The 25,490-nt window shown below is 42.8% G+C and carries 27 protein-coding genes, 2 pseudogenes and 1 riboswitch; of the genes and pseudogenes, 25 read left to right on the top strand and 4 right to left on the bottom strand.

What is annotated here, in order from left to right; translation table 11 throughout:
• Positions 1-2 precede the first annotated feature (2 nt).
• The 8 genes from K6969_RS08850 to K6969_RS08815 all read left to right on the top strand — a co-directional run bounded on the left by K6969_RS08850 (position 3) and on the right by K6969_RS08815 (position 7,958).
• Positions 3-1,037 carry a M42 family metallopeptidase gene (locus K6969_RS08850; RefSeq protein WP_029174258.1) on the top strand — a complete coding sequence of 345 codons (1,035 nt, stop codon included), beginning with the start codon at positions 3-5 and terminating at the stop codon, positions 1,035-1,037.
• A 1-nt stretch (position 1,038) separates the two neighbouring features.
• Entirely contained in the window at positions 1,039-1,776 is a 738-nt protein-coding gene (locus K6969_RS08845) for a hypothetical protein (RefSeq protein ID WP_029174259.1), read from the top strand.
• A gap of 18 nt (positions 1,777-1,794) precedes the next feature.
• A complete protein-coding gene (locus tag K6969_RS08840; protein ID WP_024411854.1) occupies positions 1,795-2,262 on the top strand; it encodes a deoxycytidylate deaminase in 468 nt (155 codons plus the stop codon).
• A gap of 612 nt (positions 2,263-2,874) precedes the next feature.
• Positions 2,875-4,074, top strand: coding sequence for a methionine adenosyltransferase (metK, locus tag K6969_RS08835; protein ID WP_171942694.1), 1,200 nt, complete (start codon positions 2,875-2,877; stop codon positions 4,072-4,074).
• A 129-nt stretch (positions 4,075-4,203) separates the two neighbouring features.
• A complete protein-coding gene (locus K6969_RS08830; RefSeq protein WP_171942693.1) occupies positions 4,204-5,463 on the top strand; it encodes a UDP-N-acetylglucosamine 1-carboxyvinyltransferase in 1,260 nt (419 codons plus the stop codon).
• A gap of 94 nt (positions 5,464-5,557) precedes the next feature.
• Entirely contained in the window at positions 5,558-6,130 is a 573-nt protein-coding gene (locus K6969_RS08825; RefSeq protein ID WP_044672162.1) for a GNAT family N-acetyltransferase, read from the top strand.
• The gene (locus K6969_RS08820) at positions 6,127-6,987 is read left to right on the top strand and encodes a methionyl aminopeptidase (RefSeq protein WP_024376734.1); all 861 of its coding nucleotides are present in this window, start codon (positions 6,127-6,129) and stop codon (positions 6,985-6,987) included. Before K6969_RS08825 ends, K6969_RS08820 begins: the two co-directional genes overlap by 4 nt.
• A gap of 47 nt (positions 6,988-7,034) precedes the next feature.
• Complete coding sequence (locus K6969_RS08815) at positions 7,035-7,958, top strand: YihY/virulence factor BrkB family protein (protein WP_024376735.1); 924 nt, start codon at positions 7,035-7,037, stop codon at positions 7,956-7,958.
• A gap of 46 nt (positions 7,959-8,004) precedes the next feature.
• Here the strand turns inward: K6969_RS08815 and K6969_RS08810 are convergent, their stop codons facing one another.
• A complete protein-coding gene (locus tag K6969_RS08810) occupies positions 8,005-8,442 on the bottom strand; it encodes a GtrA family protein (RefSeq protein ID WP_171942692.1) in 438 nt (145 codons plus the stop codon).
• A 28-nt stretch (positions 8,443-8,470) separates the two neighbouring features.
• Positions 8,471-8,572: riboswitch (PreQ1 riboswitch) on the top strand.
• On the opposite strand from K6969_RS08810, the gene K6969_RS08805 reads away from it, so the two are divergent.
• The 6 genes from K6969_RS08805 (at position 8,570) to K6969_RS08780 (ending at position 13,798) form a co-directional block, all read left to right on the top strand.
• The gene (locus K6969_RS08805) at positions 8,570-9,088 is read left to right on the top strand and encodes a QueT transporter family protein (protein WP_004194794.1); all 519 of its coding nucleotides are present in this window, start codon (positions 8,570-8,572) and stop codon (positions 9,086-9,088) included. Its footprint overlaps the riboswitch before it by 3 nt.
• 115 nt (positions 9,089-9,203) lie before the next feature.
• Positions 9,204-10,046, top strand: coding sequence for an aldo/keto reductase (locus K6969_RS08800; RefSeq protein ID WP_029174264.1), 843 nt, complete (start codon positions 9,204-9,206; stop codon positions 10,044-10,046).
• An 81-nt stretch (positions 10,047-10,127) separates the two neighbouring features.
• Positions 10,128-12,284: a Tex family protein gene (locus K6969_RS08795; protein ID WP_171942691.1), complete on the top strand. Its 2,157-nt coding sequence runs from the start codon at positions 10,128-10,130 to the stop codon at positions 12,282-12,284.
• On the top strand, positions 12,271-12,705 hold the full coding sequence (locus K6969_RS08790) for a SprT family protein (RefSeq protein ID WP_004194799.1): 435 nt from the start codon (positions 12,271-12,273) through the stop codon (positions 12,703-12,705). Before K6969_RS08795 ends, K6969_RS08790 begins: the two co-directional genes overlap by 14 nt.
• A 69-nt stretch (positions 12,706-12,774) precedes the next feature.
• Positions 12,775-13,536, top strand: a complete 762-nt coding sequence (locus K6969_RS08785; RefSeq protein ID WP_171942690.1) for a hypothetical protein — start codon at positions 12,775-12,777, stop codon at positions 13,534-13,536.
• Positions 13,526-13,798 carry a PspC domain-containing protein gene (locus K6969_RS08780; protein WP_002936774.1) on the top strand — a complete coding sequence of 91 codons (273 nt, stop codon included), beginning with the start codon at positions 13,526-13,528 and terminating at the stop codon, positions 13,796-13,798. Before K6969_RS08785 ends, K6969_RS08780 begins: the two co-directional genes overlap by 11 nt.
• A 148-nt stretch (positions 13,799-13,946) precedes the next feature.
• On the opposite strand, the gene manA is transcribed toward K6969_RS08780, so the two are convergent.
• Positions 13,947-14,888 carry a mannose-6-phosphate isomerase, class I gene (gene manA / locus K6969_RS08775; protein WP_029174780.1) on the bottom strand — a complete coding sequence of 314 codons (942 nt, stop codon included), beginning with the start codon at positions 14,886-14,888 and terminating at the stop codon, positions 13,947-13,949.
• Positions 14,889-15,104: 216 nt separating this feature from the next.
• Between manA and hprK the strand changes: the two genes are divergently transcribed.
• Genes hprK through K6969_RS08755 form a run of 4 tightly spaced genes read left to right on the top strand, consistent with a single transcriptional unit; the run spans position 15,105 to position 17,760 of the window.
• A complete protein-coding gene (gene hprK, locus K6969_RS08770; protein ID WP_002936769.1) occupies positions 15,105-16,037 on the top strand; it encodes an HPr(Ser) kinase/phosphatase in 933 nt (310 codons plus the stop codon).
• Positions 16,038-16,039: 2 nt separating this feature from the next.
• Positions 16,040-16,816 carry a prolipoprotein diacylglyceryl transferase gene (lgt, locus tag K6969_RS08765; RefSeq protein WP_029174781.1) on the top strand — a complete coding sequence of 259 codons (777 nt, stop codon included), beginning with the start codon at positions 16,040-16,042 and terminating at the stop codon, positions 16,814-16,816.
• Between the two features lie 13 nt (positions 16,817-16,829).
• On the top strand, positions 16,830-17,240 hold the full coding sequence (locus K6969_RS08760; RefSeq protein WP_024381624.1) for a DUF948 domain-containing protein: 411 nt from the start codon (positions 16,830-16,832) through the stop codon (positions 17,238-17,240).
• Positions 17,224-17,760 (top strand): YtxH domain-containing protein, encoded by a 537-nt coding sequence (locus K6969_RS08755; protein WP_014637092.1) that lies wholly within the window; start codon positions 17,224-17,226, stop codon positions 17,758-17,760. The genes K6969_RS08760 and K6969_RS08755 overlap by 17 nt, the downstream gene beginning before the upstream one ends.
• A 27-nt stretch (positions 17,761-17,787) precedes the next feature.
• Here the strand turns inward: K6969_RS08755 and K6969_RS08750 are convergent.
• A pseudogene (locus K6969_RS08750) lies at positions 17,788-17,913 on the bottom strand (winged helix-turn-helix transcriptional regulator); the annotation flags it as partial.
• Positions 17,914-17,920: 7 nt separating this feature from the next.
• Between K6969_RS08750 and K6969_RS08745 the strand changes: the two are divergent.
• From K6969_RS08745 to K6969_RS08735, 3 genes and pseudogenes are all read left to right on the top strand, one after another.
• Positions 17,921-18,577 (top strand): protein-ADP-ribose hydrolase, encoded by a 657-nt coding sequence (locus tag K6969_RS08745; RefSeq protein WP_174851971.1) that lies wholly within the window; start codon positions 17,921-17,923, stop codon positions 18,575-18,577.
• 71 nt (positions 18,578-18,648) lie between these two features.
• A pseudogene (locus K6969_RS08740) lies at positions 18,649-18,771 on the top strand (quinone oxidoreductase); the annotation flags it as partial.
• Positions 18,772-18,874: 103 nt separating this feature from the next.
• The gene (locus K6969_RS08735) at positions 18,875-19,996 is read left to right on the top strand and encodes an IS110 family transposase (RefSeq protein WP_321537345.1); all 1,122 of its coding nucleotides are present in this window, start codon (positions 18,875-18,877) and stop codon (positions 19,994-19,996) included.
• Between the two features lie 373 nt (positions 19,997-20,369).
• Here the strand turns inward: K6969_RS08735 and K6969_RS08730 are convergent, their stop codons facing one another.
• On the bottom strand, positions 20,370-20,801 hold the full coding sequence (locus tag K6969_RS08730) for an Mbeg1-like protein (protein ID WP_321537396.1): 432 nt from the start codon (positions 20,799-20,801) through the stop codon (positions 20,370-20,372).
• 137 nt (positions 20,802-20,938) lie between these two features.
• On the opposite strand from K6969_RS08730, the gene K6969_RS08725 reads away from it, so the two are divergent.
• From K6969_RS08725 to K6969_RS08710, 4 genes are all read left to right on the top strand, one after another.
• Positions 20,939-21,622: a response regulator transcription factor gene (locus tag K6969_RS08725; protein ID WP_029174787.1), complete on the top strand. Its 684-nt coding sequence runs from the start codon at positions 20,939-20,941 to the stop codon at positions 21,620-21,622.
• A complete protein-coding gene (locus K6969_RS08720) occupies positions 21,597-22,595 on the top strand; it encodes a sensor histidine kinase (RefSeq protein WP_228381415.1) in 999 nt (332 codons plus the stop codon). Before K6969_RS08725 ends, K6969_RS08720 begins: the two co-directional genes overlap by 26 nt.
• 95 nt (positions 22,596-22,690) lie before the next feature.
• Entirely contained in the window at positions 22,691-23,449 is a 759-nt protein-coding gene (locus tag K6969_RS08715; RefSeq protein WP_172101319.1) for an ABC transporter ATP-binding protein, read from the top strand.
• A 1-nt stretch (position 23,450) separates the two neighbouring features.
• A complete protein-coding gene (locus tag K6969_RS08710) occupies positions 23,451-25,463 on the top strand; it encodes an ABC transporter permease (RefSeq protein ID WP_321537395.1) in 2,013 nt (670 codons plus the stop codon).
• Positions 25,464-25,490: the final 27 nt, after the last annotated feature.

Here is a 25,490-nt window from a genome sequence, read left to right as displayed (position 1 = left end):
TCATGAAGACACTTGATTACATTGTTACATTGACCAACACTCCGTCGCCAACTGGTTTTACGACGGATATTATGAATTACATCAAGGCAGAGGTTGAAAGTTTCGGCTATGAAGCTGTCAAAACTGCTAAGGGTGGTGTTTTGGTTACTGTTTTTGGAGAAAATGACCAGCAGCACCGCATGGTGACTGCTCATCTGGATACTTTGGGTGCCATGGTTCGTGCAGTGAAACCAGATGGTCGACTCAAAATGGATTTGGTGGGAGGATTTGGATACCCTTCTATTGAGGGAGAAAATTGTTTGATTCATTGCGCTAAAAATGGCAAGACTTTCACAGGTACTATTCTCATGCACCAGACCTCTGTCCACGTCTATCGGGATGCCAGTACCGCTGAGCGCAATCAGACCAACATGGAAATTCGTTTGGACGAAAAAGTGACCAATGCGGACGAGACGCGGGCCTTGGGTATTGAAGTCGGAGATTTTATCTCCTTTGATCCTCGTACCGTCGTGACAGAAACTGGCTTTATCAAGAGTCGTCACTTGGATGATAAGGTATCCGCAGCTATTTTGCTTCATCTTTTGAAGGTCTATAAGGAAGAGGGAGCGACCATGCCTTATACGATACATTTCTATTTTTCAAATAATGAAGAGATTGGCTACGGTGCCAACTCCAGCATTCCTGCTCAGGTGGTTGAATATTTGGCAGTCGATATGGGGGCAATGGGAGATGATCAGCAGACAGATGAGTACACAGTTTCTATCTGTGTCAAAGATGGTTCAGGTCCATATCATTACGAACTTCGTCAGCACTTGGTAGCCTTGGCAGAGAGGGATGGTATTCCTTACAAGCTGGATATTTATCCTTACTATGGTTCCGATGCTTCGGCAGCTATGCGAGCAGGTGCAGATGTTAAGCATGCCCTATTGGGGGCTGGTATTGAGTCCAGCCATTCCTACGAGCGGACCCATTTGGATTCTGTAGTTGCGACTGAGCGGATGGTAGATGCCTATTTGAAATCAGCAATGGTAGATTAAGATGAATGAAACCCGTTTTTTAGAGTTATTCAATGACTTGGATAAGGTCTTGCGTAAGGTGTGCGGTGTTGCGGATGGGGAATATGCAGATGTAGGCTCTATGTTGACCAAGGCAAAGGAATTGACGCGACATAATCCCGTTGAGGCGAACTGGGATAAACTCTATGTGGCTCGTCAGTTGCGTAATCTCATGGTTCATGAGAAACGAACAGGTTTGAAGGAAGTAGCCCAACCTTCGCAGGAATTGATCACTGTTTTGGAAAAAGTGATAGCCCAGTACCAAGAACCGATTGCCATTGCTGACTATTTGCAAAAGACCGAGAAAATTAAGCCAGTTATTTTTGAGGCCAAGGACAAATTGATAAAGGCTTTAGAAATTGTGGAGCAAGAGCATTTTTCTAAGTTTCCTATTTTTTCTGATAAGGTTTATCAAGGTCTGGTTTCTGACAAGGGATTGACAAATTGGTTGGCCAAGGCAAGCAAGGAAACGGGCTCTATACGTGAAAAATTGGTGGAGGCTAGTCTTGAAGACGTACTAGCTTGTGAGGAAGATAGTATTCAGGTGATTGTTCTACCAATAACAGCCCATCTTTATCAGGTAATTAATCATTTTGAGGGGCGTAGGCGCACAACCATCCTAGTCAGTCGTCAGGCGAGTGGGAAGCTTCATTCGCCAGAGGATCTTGTTGGTATTGTCACAGCCCAGGACTTGGCAGAGATTTATGGGATGGTGGATTGAGTGGAGAAAGGAGAAATCATGTCAACAAATCGTTTAGCTTGGGATGAGTATTTTGTGGCTCAGGCGCTTTTAATTGCCAATCGGGCGACCTGTAAGAGAGCAAAGGTCGGTGCGGTTTTGGTTAAGGACAATAAGGTTATCGCAACAGGCTACAACGGTTCTGTTTCAGGAACCGAACATTGTTTGGATCAGGAATGTCTTATGATTGATGGTCATTGCGCTAGAACCTTGCATGCGGAAGTCAATGCCATTTTACAAGGAGCGGAGCGGGGAATTCCAAAAGGTTTTACTGCCTATGTGACCCATTTCCCATGCCTTAACTGCTCCAAACAATTGTTACAGGTTGGTTGTAAGCGGGTTGTCTATATCAATGAATACCGAATGGACGACTATGCCCAGTATCTTTATAAGGAAAAAGGATGCGAGTTGGTTCATTTGCCTCTAGAGGTGGTTAAACAGGCAATTGCAGATGCCGAATTTATCTAATGATTTTGTAGAAGAGTGGGAGTGGGAAAGAACTCGACCATTCATAGAAGAGTTCGTCAACAATTTTTCGTTTTAAGTTGTTGAGCTGAAACAGTCTATCCCCAGACTGTTTCACTCCCACCCCCGCATAGCTCCAACAGTCCACTGGACTGTTAAACCCAATCAACCACTGCGCTGAGATGTTGACACGAACTCTGAGTAGTGGTCCTGGGCTTTTTGCCCAGCCTCCTCTTTATTTTTTAGAAAATACTAGGATAGTCAGTTAATCTATGCTATACTAGAAACGTTATTAAGTCCCGAAAAGGTAGTTTATAGACTAGTTAATATTTGCAGAAACACTTGAAACACAATTAAAGAAGCTGGTAACATTGAATAGTAATTGTAAAATCTTTACTACATTTCAGTCACCATTTTCTTAATAGTTAGACTACTCTCATATAGTCTAGAATTGTCTTTCTCCCTGAGTACCTGAAATTATTCCTTTGCACAAGACAAAAGTCTTTCACAAATAGGATTTTTCCTTTGCTCAAGACAGGTGTCTTTCGCAAAGAACTAGTCTTCGACTAGTTCTTTGTAACCTTAGTAACAATTTATTTTAAGGGGGACATTTTTATGTCAGAACGTAAGTTGTTTACGTCTGAATCTGTTTCGGAGGGGCATCCGGATAAGATTGCAGACCAGATTTCAGATGCTATTTTGGATGCTATTTTAGCAGAGGATCCAGATGCGCACGTAGCGGCAGAGACGGCTGTTTATACAGGTAGTGTTCATGTCTTTGGAGAGATTTCAACCACTGCCTACGTGGATATTAACCGTGTGGTACGTGATACGATTGCGGAGATTGGCTATACAAAAGGTGAGTATGGTTTTTCAGCTGAGTCGGTTGGAGTTCATCCGTCACTTGTAGAGCAATCGCCAGATATTGCCCAAGGTGTCAATGAAGCTTTGGAAACTCGTCAAGATGCTAGTCAAGATCCGTTGGATTTGATTGGTGCAGGTGACCAGGGGCTCATGTTTGGTTTTGCAGTAGATGAAACACCTGAGCTTATGCCCTTGCCAATTTCACTTAGTCACAAATTGGTGCGTCGTTTGGCCGAGTTGAGAAAATCTGGTGAAATTGCTTATCTGCGTCCAGATGCTAAGTCACAGGTAACAGTTGAATACGATGAAGACAACCGACCTGTTCGTGTGGATACAGTCGTTATTTCGACCCAGCATGATCCAGAAGTTAGCCAGGAGCAAATTCGTCAGGATGTCATTGAGCGTGTGATCAAGGAAATCATTCCAGCTCATTATCTGGATGACCAAACCAACTACTTTATCAACCCAACTGGTCGCTTTGTCATTGGCGGACCTCAAGGGGACTCTGGTTTGACAGGCCGTAAGATTATCGTTGATACCTATGGTGGTTATTCTCGTCATGGCGGCGGTGCCTTCTCTGGTAAGGATGCGACCAAAGTGGACCGTTCTGCATCTTATGCGGCACGCTACATCGCAATAAATATCGTAGCTGCTGGTTTGGCTAAAAAGGCTGAGGTTCAATTGGCCTATGCTATAGGTGTTGCTCACCCAGTTTCAGTTCGCATCGATACCTTTGGTACGAGCACAGTAGCGGAAAGCAAATTAGAAGCAGCTGTTCGTCAGATTTTCGATTTACGCCCAGCTGGTATTATTCAAATGTTGGACCTCAAACGTCCGATTTACAAGCAAACTGCAGCCTATGGACACATGGGACGTACGGATATTGACTTGCCATGGGAACGTTTGGATAAGGTAGCAGCTTTGCAAACGGCGTTACAAAAGATTAAGTAGGAACAGTTGCAAAACAGGAGACAGACTTGCCTCCTGTTTTTTATATATCAAATAACTAGCATTTTACCACCCATTGTGGTAAAATGAAACGTATGCCTTTTTAGGCAAATTAAGAAAGTGAATGCTAGTATGAGAAAAATTGTAATTAATGGTGGAAAAACACTGAAAGGGTCGGTTACCGTTAGTGGTGCCAAAAACTCAGTTGTTGCTCTTATTCCGGCCATTATTCTTGCAGATGGGATTGTTACTCTGGACGGAGTGCCTGCAATCTCGGATGTAGATAGCTTAGTTGATATTATGGAAACAATGGGCGCGACGGTCAAGCGTGATGGTGAAAGCTTGGAGATTGACCCTCGTGGTGTAAAAGACATGCCTATGCCATTTGGTAAAATTAATAGCTTGCGTGCCTCCTACTATTTTTACGGTTCCCTCCTTGGTCGCTTTGGTCAAGCTGTTGTTGGCTTGCCAGGTGGTTGTGATTTGGGACCGCGTCCGATTGATTTGCACTTGAAGGCTTTCGCAGCTATGGGAGCTGAGACAACCTATGAAGGTGACTATATGCGGTTGGCAACTAATGGTCAGCGTATTCAAGGGGCACATATCTTCATGGATGTTGTCAGCGTTGGTGCGACCATTAATACTATCTTAGCAGCTGTCAAAGCAGAAGGCCGTACAGTTATTGAAAATGCGGCGCGTGAACCTGAAATTATTGACGTGGCAACTTTGCTTAATAATATGGGGGCACGTATCCGTGGTGCGGGTACAGATATTATCACCATTGAAGGCGTAGACAGTCTAAAAGGAACACGTCATCAAGTGATTCCAGACCGTATTGAAGCAGGGACTTATATTGCCCTTGCTGCTGCTGTTGGTGAAGGTATTCGTATCGATAATGTCCTTTATGAACACTTAGAGAGTTACATCGCTAAGTTGGAAGAAATGGGTGTTCGCATGACTATTTCTGAAGATAGTATTTTTGTTGAAAAGCAAGAAACCTTAAAGGCAGTGAATATCAAAACATCACCTTATCCAGGTTTTGCGACAGACTTGCAGCAACCCATTACACCTTTACTGCTTAAGGCAGAAGGGACTGGTACGATTGTTGATACGATTTATGAAAAACGTGTTGGTCATGTGCAGGAGCTTGCTAATCTTGGAGCAAAAATCTCTACTCGTAACAACCATATTGCCTTTGAAGGTCCAAATCAACTGACTGGTACATCTGTTAAAGCTACCGATTTGCGTGCGGGAGCCGCAATGGTTATTGCTGGTTTAATGGCTCAAGGGCGTACAGAAATTACAAACATTGAGTTTATTCTACGTGGTTACTCAAATATTGTTGATAAGCTGACAGAATTAGGTGCAGATATTCAATTGATTGAGGATTAGAGAGTCTAATTGAGAACTACTTTCTCAAAACGTAATCGATTTAAAAACAAAACAATCTGGGGCTGGGAGTAATTCTCAGCCCCTTGGGTACACTATGACACTTTGGACAAGACTAGCGAAGTTTGCTTACTTTGAAACGGACCGTTTGTATTTACGACCATTTTCTTTTGAAGATGGAGAAAGTTTCTATGAAATTGTATCAAATCCCGAAAATCTTCCTTTTATCTTTCCAGCTTTGGAGGACAGAAATATTGCTTTTTCGACAATGGTTGAAAAATTTATGCGTTCACCATTGGGAAACTGGGCCTTAGTTGATAAGCATTCGGAGAGGATGATTGGTGCGCTTTGCTTTGAAAAGGTAGATGAACGTCAACTTTCTGCGGAGCTCAGCTATTTCCTAAAAAAAGACTACTGGAGAAGAGGCTTAATGACGGAAGCAGTGAGGACTTTAGTCTATCTAGCTTTTTATGAGTTTGGTCTGAGGGAGCTGGTTATCGTCACTCATGAGGAAAATGTGGCCAGTCAGATGGTGGCGAAAAAAGCTGGTTTGGTACAGGTTGCGCAGTATCGCGGAAGTGACCGCTATAGCCATAAAACAAGAAATTATCTAAAATTTAGCTTGAAGAGGGCTGAATTTAGTTTAGAAATGTATGAGGAGAATAAATGATTACCATTAAATCACAACGAGAAATTGATGCAATGAAACGTGCTGGAGATGTTCTGGCTGGTATTCATATTGGTTTGCGAGAGATTATCAAGCCAGGTGTGGACATGTGGGAAGTAGAGGAATATGTCCGTAAAACGTGTAAGGAAAAGAATGTTTTGCCACTCCAAATTGGTGTTGATGGAGAATTGATGGATTATCCTTATGCGACTTGTTGTGGATTGAATGACGAGGTCGCTCATGCCTTTCCACGTCATTACAAGCTTAAAGAAGGTGATTTACTGAAGGTCGATATGGTTTTGAGCGAGCCTTTGGATAAAGCGGTAGTTGATGTTTCTAAGCTCAACTTTAATGATGTCAAGGCTATGAAGAAAATCACCCAGACCTATCGTGGTGGTTGTGCGGATTCCTGCTGGGCTTATGCAGTTGGTCAGGTCTCTGAGGAAGTTCAAAACTTGATGGACGTGACTAAGGAATGTTTGTATCGCGGTATCGAGCAAGCAGTTGTTGGCAATCGTATCGGTGATATTGGTGCAGCCATTCAAGAATATGCAGAAGGTCTTGGCTACGGTGTTGTTCGTGACTTGGTGGGTCACGGCGTTGGACCAACTTTCCACGAAGAGCCGATGGTTCCTCATTATGGAACTAAAGGTCGAGGTCTTCGCTTGCGTGAGGGCATGGTTTTGACTATCGAGCCTATGATTAATACAGGGACTTGGGAAATTGATACGGATATGAAGACTGGTTGGGCTCACAAAACACTTGATGGTGGTTTGTCTTGTCAATACGAACACCAATTTGTCATCACCAAAGATGGACCGGTTATTTTGACCAGTCAAGGTGAAGAAGGGACCTATTAATTCTCGGTGTGGTCGTGAATAATAGATGAATGAGAAAGGAGGAGAGAATGAAGAAAACCAGAATAGTTGAAGGTTTGAAAACATTCTGCTCAACCTTCTTTTCTTTTTATCGTTCTGCTGATAGCGATGTAACAAGTGTTGCAGTAGCTTACTATTTGTTAATTTCTATTTTCCCTATTCTTCTAACTCTTGCGAATTTACTGCCATATTATCCATTTGATGTGGATATGATTTTATCGGTTGTAGCTGAATTTGTGCCAGACAAGCTCTATCCTTCGGTTTCATCTTTTATCACTTCTGTATTAACAAAGCCGTCGTCATCATGGTTAGGGATTTCAATTCTGACAACTCTTTGGACCCTGTCACGTAGTATGACTATTTTGCAGAAGGCCTTTAATAAGGCTTATGGCATCAATGAACACCGTGATTTTATTATTGGGCACTTGATTGGCATATTTTTAGGAATTGGTCTGCAGGTAATTATCCTCTTAAGTATTACGCTTTTGACTTTCGGGCAGGCAGTTTTTTCTTATATTAATAAGCTGGTTCCTATTGAAGACGCCTGGCTGAAGGGGCTTCTTAGTCAAACACAGTTAGTAGGTTTAATGGCTCTGTTTGCCGCCTTGGTTATGCTTTATTTCTTTTTGCCAAATGTTCGGATAAAAAAAGTTCGATATGTTTTTCCAGGAACGTTGTTTGTTCTGTTGACGATGACTTCTATTGGAAAGTTATTTTCGATTTATGTTGATAATTATGCTAATAAGTTGCTGGATTTTAGAATAGTAACAGCTGTCGTCTTTCTTGTTTTTATGCTTTGGTTCATTTTTATGGCTCAAGTACTCATCATTGGTGCAATGATTAATGCTACGGTTCAAAGTATGCAGGTAGAAGAGTTTCATGCTAGAGATGGGGATATTGTTTCTATCTTGAATAGGCTAAAGGCAAGATTTACAGCGATAGATAAAGAATGAAGCAGGAAAATCAAGCTATATATAAAAATGAGGTTCCGTTGGAGCCTCATTTCGTATTTTTAAAGATAAAGAGTTTGCTCAAGAAATAGTTGACCACAATGACCAAGACTTGAGAGAAGAGTGTGGCGATGGCGTTAACAAGTGTCAAATCATGGTTGACAAACTGCCCAATCAATTGTGGGTAGGCTTGTACTAATAGATAGGCTAGGGCCATATCCATGACCAAGGTCGCGATGCGGGCAGATACAAACTTGATCAATCGTTGAGGCCAACCCTCTCTGGCTTGTTTGAAAACGAAACGGTCGTTGGTCCAAAAGGCAAAGAGGATAGCTACTGCATTGGCTAAAAGAGTTACTAGTAGAATGGATGGGATGAACAGAAATAGTCCCATTCGAGTGACCATATAAACCAGGGTTGCTGCCACACCTGCAATCAAATAGAGAATAACTTCGTTATTGATGAGTTGATAAAATAGTTTTTTCATAGGACTAGTCTATCATTTTTAGAAAAAATATGCTATACTAATCAACGTTGTTGAATTTTCAATGACCCTTGGGGCTTGCTCACTTTACCCAAGCATATTTTAAGCTTTTTCGCTAAAGGAGAATTTTATGAATACATCTAATAAATGGACTGCCAGAGATATGGCAGAAATTGCTCTTGTAGCGGCGATTTATGTCGCTCTTACCTTGACACCGCCATTGAATGCTATTTCCTTCGGGGCTGTTCAGTTTCGTTTGTCTGAAATGCTCAATTTCTTGGCTTTTTATAATCGTAAGTATATTATCGCCGTGACCATTGGTTGCATGATTTCCAACTTGATTGGTTTTGGCGTGATTGACCTTTTTGTGGGTGGATTCTCGACATTAATTTTCGTTACGTTGGGAGTTATCCTGTTTGAAAAATACAAGAAGGACTATCTATTCGGTGGATTATTTAACAAGGCTTTCTTTTATTTCTCATTCTTTTTTGCGGCAACTATGTTTACCATTGCTTTAGAATTAAAAGTCTTATATGATTTACCATTCTTTCTAACTTGGTTGACAACAGCAGCAGGAGAATTGCTTTCTCTATTAGTTGGAGCTGTTGTTATCGACAAACTATCCAAGAAAATAAATTTTGAAAAGTAAGTATACAATAAATGTGAGCAGACACTTTCGGGTGTCTTTTATTTTTAGGTCGCATTATTTTGTATTGATTGACAATTTAGTTTATACTGGGGATAGAAGAAATAGGAGGTCTTTTATGACAAGATATACGTTTTCAAATGGTGTAACTGTTCCTAAAATTGGTTTTGGAACTTGGCAGATACCCGATGGTGAAGTGGCGTACGGTGCGGTTTCTTATGCATTGGAAGCTGGTTATCGCCATATTGATACTGCTCAAATTTATGGCAATGAAGCTAGTGTTGGTCGAGCTATAGCTGATAGTGGTCTAGCTCGTGAGGACATTTTTTTAACAACTAAGGTTTGGAATGACAAGATTGGCTATGAAGATACCCTTGCTTCAGTAGAAGAATCCATGCAAAAACTTCAGGTGGATTATCTGGATTTGTTACTAATCCATTGGCCAAATCCAAAGGCTATTCGCGACAGCATTGGCTGGAAGGAACGCAATGCCCAGGTTTGGAAGGCATTAGAAGAGCTCTATCGTGCTGGAAAAGTGAAAGTAATTGGAGTTTCTAACTTTATGGAACACCATCTAGAAGCTTTGCTGGAAACGGCTGAGATTATCCCGATGGCTAATCAGATTATGTTAGCTCCAGGAACTCCTCAGTCAGAATTAGTTGCTTACTGCAAAGTAAAAGGGATTCTCTTGGAGGCCTATAGCCCATTTGGTACAGGAAGCCTTTTCCAAAGCCAAGAAGCAGCCGATTTGGCTAAAGAAGCTGGTTGTAGTGTTGCACAGTTAGCATTGGCTTGGTCTCTAGATAAAGGCTTTCTCCCTCTCCCGAAATCAACTAGTCCAGAAAATATTAAGGCGAATTTGGAAATTGATGGCTTGGCTATTAGTCCGACAGCAGTTGCAAAGTTGGATAAACTAGAAGGAGTAAAAGGTCGACTTGACCCGGATCAGGCTGAATTTTAATTAGCTATTGAGAGCATGTAGTTTATCTACGTGCTTTTTCTATTGAGTCATTTGTACCGCTTTCATGCTATAATAGTAGCTATGGAAGAAAAATATTTGAAAATTGCTCAGGAATTGGGCGTTAGTTTAAAACAGATTGATACGGTTCTCTCTTTGACGGCTGAAGGCAACACCATTCCCTTTATCGCTCGTTATCGGAAGGACGTGACGGGGAACTTAGACGAGGTGGTCATCAAGTCTATCATTGATCGTGATAAGGCCTTGACTGCTCTGGCAGAACGCAAAGCTACTGTCCTTGCCAAGATTGAAGAGCAGGGCAAGTTGACAGATCAGCTTCGTCAGGCTATCGAGGAAGCAGAAAAGTTGGCAGATGTGGAAGAACTCTACCTGCCTTATAAGGAAAAACGTCGGACCAAGGCAACGGTGGCGCGTGAGGCTGGACTGTTCCCGCTGGCTCGTCTAATTTTGCAGAATGTGGCTGACTTGGAAGAACAGGCTGCTAGTTTCATCTGTGAAGGTTTTGATACTGCTCAGGCTTGTTTGGCTGGGGCTGTGGATATTTTGGTCGAAGCTATCTCAGAAGACAACAAACTTCGGGCCTGGGTCTACCATGAAGTACAGACCAATTCAAACCTTACTTCAGAGCTAAAAGATCAAGAAGCAGATGAAAAAGAAGTCTTTCAGATTTACTATGATTTTTCTGAGAAAGTGGCAAAAATGCAGGGTTATAAGACTTTGGCCATCAATCGTGGGGAGAAATTAGGTGTTCTCAAGGTTTCTTTTGAACACAATGTGGATAAAATGATCCGCTTCTTTGAGCTGCGTTTTCCACAGTCTAATAACTACATCAAAGATGTCATCCAGCAGGCTATCAAGAAGAAAATTTTGCCTGCTATGGAGCGTCGGATTCGGACAGAATTGACGGAAGAAGCAGAAGAAGGAGCTATCCAGCTCTTCTCTAAAAACCTACGAAATCTGCTCCTTGTATCTCCTCTAAAAGGCAAGATTGTCCTTGGTTTTGACCCTGCCTTTCGGACAGGAGCTAAGCTGGCGGTTGTGGACCAGACTGGAAAACTCTTGACAACTCAGGTCATCTATCCAGTTGAGCCGGCTGGTCAGCGACAAATTGCTCAGGCAAAAAAAGACTTGGCAGACCTGATTGGGCAATACCAGGTGGAAATCATTGCTATCGGAAATGGAACGGCCAGCCGTGAATCTGAAGCCTTCGTCGCTGATTTACTCAAGGACTTCCCAGATGTTTCTTACGTTATCGTCAATGAAAGCGGAGCATCTGTCTATTCAGCTTCTGAACTGGCCAGATATGAGTTTCCAGACCTACCTGTGGAAAAACGCTCTGCCATTTCCATCGCCCGCCGTCTGCAAGACCCTCTGGCTGAGCTGGTCAAAATCGATCCCAAGTCCATCGGTGTCGGCCAGTACCAGCACGATGTCAACCAGAAGTCTCTGTCTGAAAGTCTGGATTTTGTGGTCGATACGGTGGTCAACCAGGTCGGTGTCAATGTTAATACGGCCAGTCCTGCCCTTTTGGCTCACGTGGCTGGTCTCAACAAGACCATTTCGGAGAACATTGTCAAGTACCGCGAGGAAAATGGTGCTCTGACCTCTCGTCAGCAACTCAAAAAGGTGCCTCGTCTGGGTGACAAGGCCTTTGAGCAGGCAGCTGGTTTCTTGCGCATCCCTGATGCGACTAACTTTTTGGACAATACTGGCGTGCACCCCGAGTCTTACAAGGCTGTGGAAAACCTGTTAGAACTTCTAGCGATTGACCACTTAGATGAGGCTGCGCAGGAAAAATTAAAGCAGGTTGCTATTGCAGATACGGCAGAAAAAATCGGTGTCGGTCAGGAAACCTTGAAGGACATCATCGCAGACTTGCTCAAACCTGGTCGTGATTTACGGGATGACTTTGAAGCACCAGTCCTTCGTCAAGATGTCTTGGATGTCAAGGACCTGGTAGTCGGACAGGAATTGCAAGGCACGGTCCGCAATATTGTGGACTTTGGAGCCTTTGTGGATATCGGTGTCCACGAGGATGGTCTGGTCCACATTTCACGCATGGTCAAACGTAAACGGGATAAAAATGGACGCCAACAAGCCTTACCGCATCCTAGCGAAGTCCTCGCTGTTGGGGAAATCGTAACCGTCTGGGTGGTCGAAGTGGATATCAAACGCAATCGTATCGGTCTTAGCCTCTTGAAACCAAATGGATCTGAATAAGTATGTGCAAGAAGTCTCCCTGCAAGACTTCGGTAAGGAATTTCGGCATGTAGCAATCTGGAACAGGCGATTACGCTCAACGGGTGGTCGCTTTTTTCCAAGGGATGGGCATTTGGACTTCAATCCCAAGCATTTGGAGGAGCAAGGTTTAGAAGTCTTTCGGAAGATTGTCCGCCACGAGCTCTGCCACTACCATCTCTACTTTGAGAAGAAGGGCTATCGGCACGGAGACAGGGATTTTAAAGAATTGCTGGCTGCTGTGGACGGCCTGCGCTATGCTCCCAAACTGGAACAAGCTGCCAAGCCAAGCCTGCTGTATACCTGTCAGTCCTGTGGACAAGTCTACCAGCGCAAGCGCCGCATTGACCTAAAAAAATACCGATGTGGGAAGTGTAGGGGCAAACTTACTTTGAAAGAATAGAGAATCAGTCTTCGGGCTGATTTTTTTGTGGAGAAATGTGATATACTAGAGTAGAATTGAGGTGAGTCTATGACGCAAAAGAGAGAAGAACGCTTAATTGAGTTATATGAAAAAGGTGTCTTGACCAAGGAAGAGGCGCGTGCCTGTTTTAAGGAAATGAATCAAGAACCAGACTTTCTTTTTGTGGAAGAAAAAGTAAAATTGAATTTTACCTTGCCAAGTTTTAAGGTCTTTGCTTCCTCCAAATTGAAACAATCCTATAGTTTTGAAGGTATTGAATCACTCTTTTTAAAATTATCTGAGGGACGTCTAACTTTGGCTAAGTCTAAAAATAATCAGATTAGTGTGGAGATTTGCTACAATCAAGATGCACCAGAAGATAGACTTCCTCATCTTTATGTAGAAAAAAAATGCCTCTATTTCAGCAGTGGCTTGGCCTGTCGTTTGACAATCAACTTGCCTCAGGAATGGATGTCAGTGCTGGATTTGGAACTTGGTCAGGCAGATGCTCGCTTGGATTACTTACCATTTGAAGATATTTCTATCCGCAGTTCAAGGGATAAAAAACAACAGGATATTCGCTTGACGACTTGCGGTGGTTATCCCCAACACTTGTATGTGCAACTAGCTCAGGCTCCCTTGACTTTACAAACTGGCAAAGGCCAGGGAATTCGGGGGCAGATTGAGTCGCAATCAGGACATGTCTTGGTTAACCGGAAAAAGAAAAATAGTCCCTATCAGTTTGAAAAATCTGGTAATGATTTACTTTTCTTGAAGGTACAAACAGGTCAAGGAGGCTTTTACGTGAAAGGAATAAAAGATGTCAATTGAATTGTATAAAGTAAGGCAGGGGAAGATAGTATCAGGGGTTCTTGCCGGCATAGCGCATAAATTGGGCTGGGAATCCTGGGTAACACGCGCGATATTTATTGCAGGTCTCCTCTTAGGCAAATCCTTCCTCCTTCTGATTGCTCTCTATATTGCAGCAGCTTATTTTTTACCATATAAGGAAGATAGGGACGCGGAACGCTATGGAACAGGTCCACGTAAGATAAAAGAAGCGGAAAAGATAAATAAGTCTTGGTTTGAATAATGCAAAAAAACTTGAGTTTAAAGGCTCAAGTTTTTTTGTATGCTTATACTCAATGAAAATCAAAAGTAGCCTAGGAAACGAAGTCGAAGATAGAACTGGAGTTCATCAAGGCAAGTTGACAACGGATAATTTTGATTTTCGAAGAGTATTAGTTTGTGTGACTTGCGATGATGTCCATTTGTCCTGTAAATGTCCAGTCTGTCACATCGGCTGGTAAGATAAAGTGGCTTCCTTTTTGAAGAGGGTAGCTGGTTTCACCGACTTGGATGGCACCTTCCCCTTCAATGACACTGACCAGCAGGTAAGGAACTGTCTGTTCCATTTTGATTTCTTGTTGGATATTCCATTTATATACGGTAAAGAAGGGATTGGCAACCAGAAGTGTCGAGTCAAGATTGCCTGCTTTGAAGTGGGCAGGCGTGGAATTAGCAACAGGTCCGATGTTCAGCACATCGATCGATTTCTCAATGTGTAGTTCACGGAGGTTGCCTGCATCGTCACGGCGGTCAAAGTCATAGACACGGTAGGTTGTATCACTAGATTGTTGGGTTTCTAAAATCAGGATTCCCTTACCGATGGCGTGCATGGTGCCGCTTGGTACAAAGAAGAAATCACCTTTTTTAACGGGTACATGGGTCAACAGCTTGTCCCAATCTCCAGCTTCGATTTGCTGACGGAGTTCTTCTTTGGATTGGGCATTGTGACCATAAATGATCTTAGCGCCTTCCTCGGCTTCCAAAATGTACCAACATTCTGTCTTGCCCAGTTCCCCTTCGTGAGCTAAGCCATAGCTATCATCGGGATGGACTTGGACGCTAAGCCAATCGTCTGCATCAAGGATTTTTGTTAATAATGGAAAGACATCATCTGTTGGATTGCCAAATAAATGTTTTTCATTCTTATAGAGGTCATCCAGTCCTCTTCCTTTATATTGACCGTTTGAGACAGTTGTTACGCCGTTTGGGTGGGCAGAGATTGCCCAACATTCCCCAGTCTTTTCACTAGGAATGTCGTAGTGGTAGTTGGTCCTTAGGCGATTGCCCCCCCAAATTTTTTCGTGCATAACAGGTGTGAGAAATAAGGGTTCCATATTTTTCTCCTTAATAGTAAGTATTAATCTATATAAAGTATAACAGATTTGTTAAAAATATGTAGCGAAGGAAGAGAAGTGCATTTAATCTGTAGAAGTTTTGCTAATTTTGTGAGAAAAAGAAAGAACTCATTCTTTTTACCAAATCAGCCCCTTGTTTTTCCCCCAACCCCTAGCTTATGGTATAATATAATAAAACTGAAAGTGAGGGAAGAAATGACCGTTTATGTGAAAGATTTGGTCGATAATCTGCGGATTGAATGTGCTTACAGTACGGAAGAGCTCCTGCAAAAGCAAATTACGACGGCAGATATTACCCGACCAGGATTGGAAATGACTGGCTATTTTGATTACTATGCTCCAGAGCGCATCCAGTTGATAGGGATGAAGGAGTGGTCTTATTTGATGGCCATGACTGCCCATAACCGCTATCAGGTTCTTTCTCAGATGTTCCAGCCAGAAACCCCTGTTGTCATAGTGGCACGTGGCTTGGAAATACCTGAGGAGATGTACAAGGCTGCAAAAGAAAAACAAATTGCTATCTGTCGAAGCAAGACAGCAACCAGTCGTCTATCGGGAGAATTGTCTTCTTACTTGGATAGTCGCCTGGCTCAGCGGACGAGTGTACACGGTGTCTTGATGGACATTTACGGTATGGGAGTGCTTATCCAGGGCGATTCTGGTATCGGTAAGAGTGAGACTGGTCTTGAGTTGGTTAAACGAGGACACCGATTGGTGGCTGATGACCGTGTTGATGTCTATGCAAAAGACGATGTTACTCTCTGGGGTGAACCTGCAGAAATTCTGCGCCACTTATTAGAGATTCGAGGAGTTGGCATTATCGATATTATGAGTCTATATGGTGCTAGTGCCGTGAAAGATTCATCAGAAGTGCAGTTGGCTGTCTACTTAGAAAATTTTGAAACAGGTAAGGTATTTGACCGTTTGGGAAATTCTGGCGATAGTATCGAAATAGCAGGAATTGCTATTCCACAAATACGTATTCCTGTAAAAACCGGTCGAAATATTTCTGTTGTAATTGAAGCAGCAGCCATGAACTACCGTGCCAAACAGATGGGATTTGATGCAACGAAAATCTTCGAAGAACGCTTGTCTAATCTAATTGAACACAATAGAGAAGAGGTTTAATTATGGATTCTATTGCGATTAAATTAGGTCCCTTAGAAATTCGTTGGTATGCAATCTGTATTTTGCTTGGTCTGATTCTAGGTGTTTATCTGGCGACAAAAGAGGGTCCGCGAAAGAAAGTTCGTCAGGATGATATTTTAGATTTTATTCTAATCGCATTTCCGCTTTCTATCATAGGGGCACGGATTTACTACGTCGCCTTTTCGTGGAGTGAATATAAGGATAACATTTTATCTATCTTCGCTATCTGGAACGGTGGTATTGCCATCTATGGTGGTTTGATTACAGGTGCGATTATCCTTTATTTCTTTACCCAGTATCGCTTTATTAATACCCTGGATTTTTTGGATATTGTAGCGCCATCGGTCATGATTGCTCAGGCAATCGGTCGTTGGGGAAATTTCTTTAACCAAGAGGCCTATGGTAAGGCAGTAGAAAGTTTGAACTACCTGCCAGCCTTTATCCGAGACCAGATGTATATTGATGGTGCCTACCGTCAACCAACCTTCTTGTTTGAGTCTCTCTGGAATTTGCTAGGCTTTGGCTTGGTTTGTGTGTTACGTAGACAGCCCAAATTCCTTAAACAGGGAGAAATAACGGCTTTCTACCTAGTCTGGTATGGTTGTGGTCGCCTTTTGATAGAAGGCTTGCGGACGGACAGCCTCATGTTCTTGGGAATACGTGTTTCCCAATGGCTATCTGGGGTGTTAATCCTCGTTGGTATTATCATGGTTGTGTTGCGGAGAAGAAAGTCTTCTATTCCATTCTATCAACCCTAAAGGAGAAGATATGATTATTGAAATTTCTGTCTTGATTATTGCCTTGTCCATCGCGGCGGTGGCAGTATATATTGTTTTGTTGTTGAAAAAATTGGGTACGGTGACAGATGAAGCCCAGCAAACGCTTAAGGTCTTGACCAGCGATGTCAATGTGACTCTCTATCAGACCAACGAGCTTTTGGCTAAAACCAATGTCTTAGTCGAAGATGTAAATGGTAAGGTTTCGACCCTTGATCCTCTTTTTGTAGCGGTAGCTGACTTGTCAACTTCTGTATCAGATTTGAATGCTTCAGCGCGTGATTTGACAGTCAAAGCTAAGTCTGCTGGAGCAAGTACTGTAAAAGCTGGCGGAGCTCTTTCAGCTCTGTCAACTCTTTCATCTCTCTTAGGTAAGAAAGGAGACAAAAATGGTAAAAAAATCTAGTAGCGTGTGGACTAGCCTTTTGTTAGGGGCAGCAGGCGGAGCTGCTGCAGCTGCCTTTCTAGCAAGTAAAACTGGTAAAACAGTCAAAGAAAAAGTTGTAAACTTTGCTAATGACTATAAGGAAAACCATGAAGAAATCAATGCTGATTTTGTCACTAAGGCACAAGATTTAGGCAAACAAGCGACTGAACGATTTACCGAAGTAAAAACTCAACTTGAAACTGGTGAATTGACAGTAGAAGATTTGGTCAAGTCTGGTAAGGAAAAATCCTTGGAAACCTTTGAGCAAATCAAGGAAAAAATTGCGGAACAAAACTTGTCAACGGCTGATATTTTGGAAGCTATCAAGGCAAAAACTGCTAAAGCTCCGACAGTGGATTTGACAGAAGAAGATATTGAGGATGCTGTAGTTGTGTCTGAAGATATTGAGCTTACAATTGATGATGTCATCATCGAACCTGTATCAGAAACCGTTTCAGAAGTAGCAAGCGAAACTGCCTCAGAAACAGTTGAAGGATAAAATGAAACTAGCTTAGAATTTTCTAGGCTAGTTTTGTTGTGCTTTGTACCATTCTCCCCAGTCCCACATAGAATCAAGGATGGGTTTCAAAGAGTGCCCCAGTTCGGTCAGAGAGTATTCTACACGGGGCGGGACTTCTGGATAGACCTTGCGAGCCTTGATGAACATTTGGGAGCCCAAGGTCATGCCAGCGGAGTTTTGGAGCCTGCAAGATGCCTATTTACAGGAAAAATTAACTCATAAAAGGGTGCTAGGTCTTTCCGACTTACAGGAAGTGGAGCCACAGATTTATCTCTGGCAGGGCGACATTACTAGCCTAGAAGTCGATGCGATTGTCAACGCGGCCAACAGTCAGCTCTTGGGGTGCTTTGTACCTCATCATCGTTGTATTGACAATGCGATTCATTCGCAGGCTGGGCTTCAGCTGCGGTTGGCTTGCTACCAACTCATGAAGGCTCAGGGGAACTTGGAAGCAACAGGCCAAGCAAAAATAACACCAGCCTACAATCTGCCAGCCAACTATGTTATACATACGGTTGGGCCGATTATTCAAACGGAGGTCGGGCCTCAAGACGAGGAACTGCTGGCTTCCTCCTATCGAAAAAGTTTGGAATTAGCAGTGGAAAAGGGGCTGACCAGCATCGCCTTTTGTTGCATTAGTACGGGTGAGTTTCGTTTTCCACAAAAACGTGCAGCGGAAATTGCAATCAAAACTGTGAGAGCGTTTGTCTATGACCACCCGCAATTACAGGTCATTTTCAATGTCTTCAAAGATGAGGATAGGGAGATTTATCAAGAATTATTAGGAGTTATATAGTCAAAAACATTGACTATTCTTCTTTTTCTGTTATAATAGTAAAAAAGTTTGACTAATGAAAGGAAGTTCCTGTGAAGGCTGTTGTCGTATCACAGGCTGGTGGGCCAGAGGTTTTGGAAGTAAAAGAAGTTGCCAAACCGCAGGTGAAAACAGGCTGGTGTTTGGTAAAAATCAAAGGATTTGGTATAGACAATATGTAAAGACCCCCAGTTGAGAATTCGTGGATTTACCTGTACACTAGAATAAAAAAACAATCAACTTCTAACAGGAATTACCACACTCAATTGGAGGTCTTATATGTTTCATTTTACCACACTTTTCATCGGAATGGATGTTCACAAAGAAAGTTTTTCACTCTGCTATTATGATATGATGACCAATCAATTCAAACATAGCACTAAAGTTAGTCCAAATGTTAGCTATATTGTGAACTATGTGAATGAGCTTCGTCGTTTATATGGTCAAGATGCAGAAGTGTTATGTGGCTACGAAGCTGGATGCCTCGGATTTACCCTATATCACCAGCTACAAGCTCACGGGATTCCCTGTATCGTGATGGCACCTACAACGGTAATGAAGGAAGGATCTAAGCGTGTTAAGACTGATAAGAAAGATGCGGCTCAGCTCGCAAAAGCTCTGGCCTTTCGTAGCTATCAGCCTGTTCATATTCCTACTGCTGAGGATGAACAAGTCAAAGAATATATCCGTATGAGAACAGACCACAAAGTGGCTCTGAAGAAAATCAAACAACAAATTCTTGCCTTCTGTCTCCGACATGATTTTCGCTATACCGAGGGAAGCAGTAATTGGACACAGAAACATGTTCGCTGGCTCCGTTCCCTAAAACCTGAGGGACTTTACGCAGAGATTTTGACAGAATATCTATTGACCTATGAGAAATTAGTAGATCAAATAGAACGGTATGATGCACGAATTGAGCAACTGGGTCAAAGCGACAGTTATCAAGAGAAGGTCTCACGGCTTTCTTGCTTTATTGGCATTAAAACACTAACTGCTCTTTCCATTGTGACAGAAATCGGTGATTTTAATCGCTTTGCGACAGCTCAACATTTTGCTTCTTATCTTGGGCTAACTCCTAGCGAAAATTCTAGCGGCGACAAGGAGAGAAGAGGTGCTATCACCAAAGCTGGGAATAGCCATGTGAGACGACTTCTGATAGAAGCTGCACAATCATTGGCTAAGGGGACGATTGGGTATAAATCCAAAGAATTGAAAAGGAGACAAAGTGGAAACCGAGTGGAGGTGATTGCTTATGCGGATAAGGCTAATGAACGCTTAAGAAGACGTTATCGCACACTTGTTCTAGGAAAAAATAAGAAACAAAATGTTGCTAAAACAGCTATTGCACGAGAATTGTCTGGTTTTATTTGGGGGATGATGACAGGAAGAATAGCTTGAAGTTAGCGCTTGTTTTCATGTACACTTTTGACCATTAAGTTTTATCATCGCAGAGCGATGAGGAATCCCTATTTCTATCCAAAATCACTGGGTGAATTTGGACAGAAATAAGGATTGAAATCATGTTTGAATGGAAAGTATCTTGAAGGAGTTTAGGACTTCAAGGTTTGAGTCATCTACGAAACGACTAAGTGGCACAATTGTGATCCACGCTTATAGAGAGTAGGACTCGCGGCAGAACCATTGACCTGTAGGTAACCAATCCACGAATATCAGAGTGGCCAATGCCCGAAGCTAAGAACTAGGCTCTTTCTAGATACTTTTCATTTTTTAATCAGTTCGATTGTTTTTACTTGACAAAGGGCTTTACATATCAGGTCATGTGGAAATCTTCCTTCCAACCGATAATAGTATCATCTGTCCCTCTGAAGCAAGTCACAATCGTTTTTCGGTCAATGCGATAACTAATTGCTGAAAACTGCTTTTCCTGTTCCAACTGATAATCGTCAACGAATCCAAATACCTTGATAGACTTGAAGCGTATGGATTTGGCTAGAAGTCCAAGTAAGGCTAGGCGGTTTTTGGTCACCATAGAAAAGGGAGGGAAATTATTTTTGTAGGTCTCTTCAAAGGACGCTGCCAACCGATCAAGTCGTACACCATTTTCTGTAAAAGAGTAGGGGACCAGATTATCAAAAGGGAGGTAGGAAAGTTCGGTCAGAGCCAGAATATCTAGCTTATTGATAGGTTTATCATAAAAATTATCGTATTGAGTTTCTTCAAGATAGGTCAATAAATTCGGCATAGTAGTCCTTTCCTTTTTTATCTAGTATAACGAAATATGATTGGTCTGACAAATCTTAGTTTGAGATTTAGAAAAATCGGACCATTTTGTGATTTATAGGCTATAATATATAGTATATATGAAAAAGGGAGAGAGCGATGCAAAAGATTTTAGTTATCGAGGACGATAAAACGATTAGCCAATTAGTTGCCAAGAACCTTACAAACTGGGGTTACCAGGTACAAGAGGTCCAAGATTTTCAGATGGTTTTGGAACAGATGGAAGAGTTTCAGCCCCATTTGATTTTGCTGGATATTGGTCTGCCGTTTTTCAATGGCTATTACTGGTGTCAGGAAATTCGCAAGACATCCCGTGTGCCTATTATGTTTCTGTCTTCCCATGACCAGCCAATGGATATTGTTATGGCGATCAATATGGGGGCGGATGACTATGTGACCAAGCCCTTTGAAATGACGGTTCTCCTAGCCAAAATACAGGGGCTTCTCAGAAGAACCTATGACTTTGTCGGCGAACAAAGTTTGCTCTGGTTTGAAGAAGTTTCCTTGGATTTGAAGACCATGCAGGTATCCTATAAACAGGATGTAGAGGAATTGACCCGAAATGAATTTCAGATTTTACGGGTGCTTTTTGAACATGGCAAGGAAGTGGTCAGCCGTGAGGAGCTGATGAGAGAACTCTGGAACAGTGATATTTTTGTGGATGACAATACCTTGTCGGTAAACATTGCACGCCTGCGTAAAAAATTGGCAGAGCTGGGTCTGCCAGATGTGATTGCGACCAAGAAAGGAGTAGGCTATGGCCTGGTGTGGACACATGAATAAGGAAATGTTGTCTGATTTTCTAACTTCTTGGCTCCGTCATCGTTGGCTATTTCTGGTCAGCTACTGTCTTTTTGCCACGACCATTCTGGCTTATAGTAGCCTCTTTGACATCCAAAGAAATCTGGTTTTCTACGCCCTCACCCTGCTCACTATCTGCTGGCTCCTCGCCCTCCTCTGGGATTTTGTCAGGGAATTTTCCCGCTTTGGAAAAATCTGGCGTGGTCAAAAAGTAGCTACTGGGACAGCCAGTGAGCGTTTGTTACTGGAGAAGGTGGAGCGACTAGAAGTCCAGAACAAGCTCTTGATTGAAAAACAGCGTCAGGAACAGACAGAATTAGACGACTACTACACCCTCTGGGCCCACCAGATGAAAACGCCGATTGCAGCCAGTCAGCTTTTGGTCAAGGAAGTAGATAGTAGTCCAGTCCGTCATCAGCTAGAATCAGAACTTTTTAAAATCGAACAATACACAGCTCTGGTCTTGAACTATCTGCGTTTACAGTCCTTTCATGACGATTTGGTTATCGAAGCCGTCAATTTGGAAGAGCTGGTCAGAAGTCTGGTCAAGAAATATTCCCTCTTTTTCATTCAGGCCAATACCAGCTTGGACTTGGGGCAGCTGGATAGGAGCGTAAAGACAGACAAACGCTGGCTGGGTCTCTTGATTGAGCAAATTTTATCCAATGCCCTCAAGTATTGTCAGGGGGGAAGCGTTTCGATTGTTTTGGATGGGGATGATTTGGTTATTCGCGATACGGGAATTGGGATTGCTGAGAGCGACTTGGAACGGGTCTTTGAGCGTGGTTTCTCAGGTTTCAATGGCCGCAGAACCCAGCAATCTTCGGGGCTGGGGCTCTATCTCTCACGGAAAATTGCTGCGGAGCTGGGCTATTCCCTAAAGCTAAAATCAAAAGTGGGTCGGGGAACAGAAGTGCGTATCGGTATCAAAGAAGTGGAGTTGATTTTTGATTAATCTTACAAAATTGTCACGCAAATGAAAGCTAGGGCTATGGCAGACTGTCGGAGGATGAGCTAGAATGGGGGTAGAAAAAGAAAAGGAGTCAAGTTATGTCAGTTTTAGATGTTCAACACGTTCAAAAGATATACAGTTCTCTCTTTAAGGCGGGACAGGTTGAGGCTTTGAAGGATATTCATTTTACAGTGGAAAAGGGTGAATATGTCGCCATTATGGGTGAGTCTGGTTCTGGAAAATCCACCTTGCTCAATATTTTGGCGACCCTTGATAAGCCAACGCAGGGCAAGGTTTTGCTTAACGGATTGGATACCCAATCTATCAAGAGCAAGGAAGCGGCAGTCTTTCGTCGGGAGAAATTGGGCTTTGTCTTCCAGGATTTCAATCTCTTGGACACCCTCTCTGTCAAGGACAATGTGCTTTTGCCTCTGGTTTTGTCTCGCTATCCGATTGATGAGATGAACAAGCGACTCGTTCATACGCTCAATAGCCTGGGAATTGCGACCTTGCAAGACAAGATGCCCTACGAGATTTCGGGTGGTCAGCAGCAGCGGGTTGCGGTGGCGCGTGCCATCATTACTCAGCCAGAAATCCTCTTAGCGGATGAACCGACTGGAGCCCTCGACTCCAAATCAACGGCAACCCTTCTCGATATTTTTGAAAAAATCAACCAAGAGGGGCAAACCATTTTGATGGTGACCCACTCAACTGCAGCGGCCAGTCGTGCCAAACGGGTTCTCTTCATCAAGGATGGCATCCTCTACAATCAAATCTACCGTGGTGAGCGAACTAGTCAGGAAATGTATCAGTTGATTTCAGATACCTTGACACTTATGGCGAATCGAGGTGAGTAGTATGTTTGGACTAACCGTTCGATTGGCTCTGACCAATCTCAAAAAGAACCGCAGACTCTATTTTCCCTATGCCCTGATGACTATTTTGTCTACAGCCATTGCCTATATATTTGCCTCGCTTGCCTTTCATCCTGATTTAGGTCAGGTCAAGGGGGCCAATGGGGTGATTCAAGTGCTTGGCTTCGGTATGATTGTGGTCATGCTGGCCGTTGCCATCATGGTCTTTTATGCCAATAGTTTTGTTATGAAGCAGAGGTCAAAAGAGTTTGGTGTCTATAGTATCCTAGGCTTGGAGAAAAAACACCTTCTCTTGATGACGTTTTTGGAAAATCTGGTCTTTTCAGCCAGCACTATTCTGTTAGGCTTACTCTTGGGACTAGCTCTAGATAAGCTCTTCTATGCGCTCTTGCTGAAAGCCATGCAGATGCCTGTTGTCTTGGCTTCAACCTTCCAGTTGAAAAGTCTAGTCACTGTACTTATCTATCTCTTTGGGATTTTTGCCTTGGTCAGCCTCTTTAATATTGGAAAATTGGGCTTGACCGACTCACTCAAACTGGTTCAAGGTAAGAAGCGTGGGGATAAGAAATCAGGCTTACTCTGGCTACAGACCCTCTTAGCTCTTATCTTATTGGGGGCAGGCTATACCATTGCCCAACTAGTGACCAGTCCGCTGACAGCTATTCCAAGTTTCTTTGGAGCGACTCTTCTGGTTATCTTTGGGACCTACCTGCTCTTCCACGCAGGTGTCATCAGTCTCTTAAACTGGTTAAAGAACCGTCAGACCTATTATTATAAGCCAGATAATTTTATTTCTGTGTCTAACTTGATTTTCCGTATGCGGAAAAATGTTCTGGGTCTTGCGACCATTACCATCCTCTCTAGCATGTTCTTGGTGACCATGGTTGGAGGGCTCAATATTTACATCGGTGGCAAGGATTATATTGCCAATCAAAATCCAAATGACTTTTCGATTGATGTTGGAATGCAACCAAGCACTTCAAAAGATCAAACGGAGAAGTGGGAGGAGTGGGCGGAAGCTATCTTAGAAGAGACAGATATTCCTGTTGAAAGTAAGGTAGTCTATCCTTATCAGCAAGCCTATTTTTCTGAGGTGACAAACCAGCAAGTAAGATTTTTGACGGATGAAGAAGCCGCTGGTATGGATTTCTCTGATCGAGTTGGGATCGGTTTTGTCCTTGATCAAGCCAGCTATGAAAAGATGACGGGAGAAAAACTCCAGTTGGCATCTGACCAAGTGGCCATTTATAGTAAGGGAGTCCAGTATCAAGCTGGTCAAACCCTCACTTTTGATGAAAAGGAGATGGAAGTTGCCCAAGTCTTGCCCAAGAATGTGACTTTAGGACATCTACCAGACCATGGTTCCTTCCTTCTCAGCCAGTATCTGGTCATTGTTGTTCAAGATTTGACAATATTTGAAAATCAAGCCGAAAATCGCTATTATATGGGCTTTGAAAGCAGTCTATCAGAAGAAGAACAGGTAAATAGCCAGGAGGTCTTCTTATTCGGTACTTTTGAAAGTGAGCTTTGGGAGTCCAATATATTACCTGATGGAACCAACGCCATCAGTCTCGCCTATCGTGCCTATGCGATGCGTAGTTTCTTCAGTTTTGCAGGTTCACTTTTCTTCATAGGCCTCTTACTGTCGCTCATCTTTTTGATGGCGGTGGTGCTGGTGATTTACTTCAAACAGATTTCAGAAGGCTATGAAGACAGAGATCGCTTCGTCATTATGACCAAGGTTGGTCTGGATGAGGATCAGACGAGACAGTCCATTCGCAAGCAATTGCTGACCGTCTTTTTCCTACCTATCTTACTTGCCTTTGTCCATCTTGCCTTTGCCTACAAGATGCTATCATCCATTCTTTTGTCTATCGGCGTGGTCAATGCAGGGCTTATGTTGCAGGTGACAGCAGGCATCTGTGGTGGCTATCTCCTCCTCTATCTAGTGGTCTATGCCATCACAACACGGTCTTACAAACAGATTATTTCCTAAACTTGGGGCAACCCAAGTTTTTTATTG

This window comes from Streptococcus suis, from assembly GCF_019856455.1.
Taxonomy (GTDB): domain Bacteria; phylum Bacillota; class Bacilli; order Lactobacillales; family Streptococcaceae; genus Streptococcus; species Streptococcus suis_AE.
The sequence above is the reverse complement of the archived record's forward strand: the minus strand, read 5'-3'. Positions and strand labels throughout refer to the sequence as shown.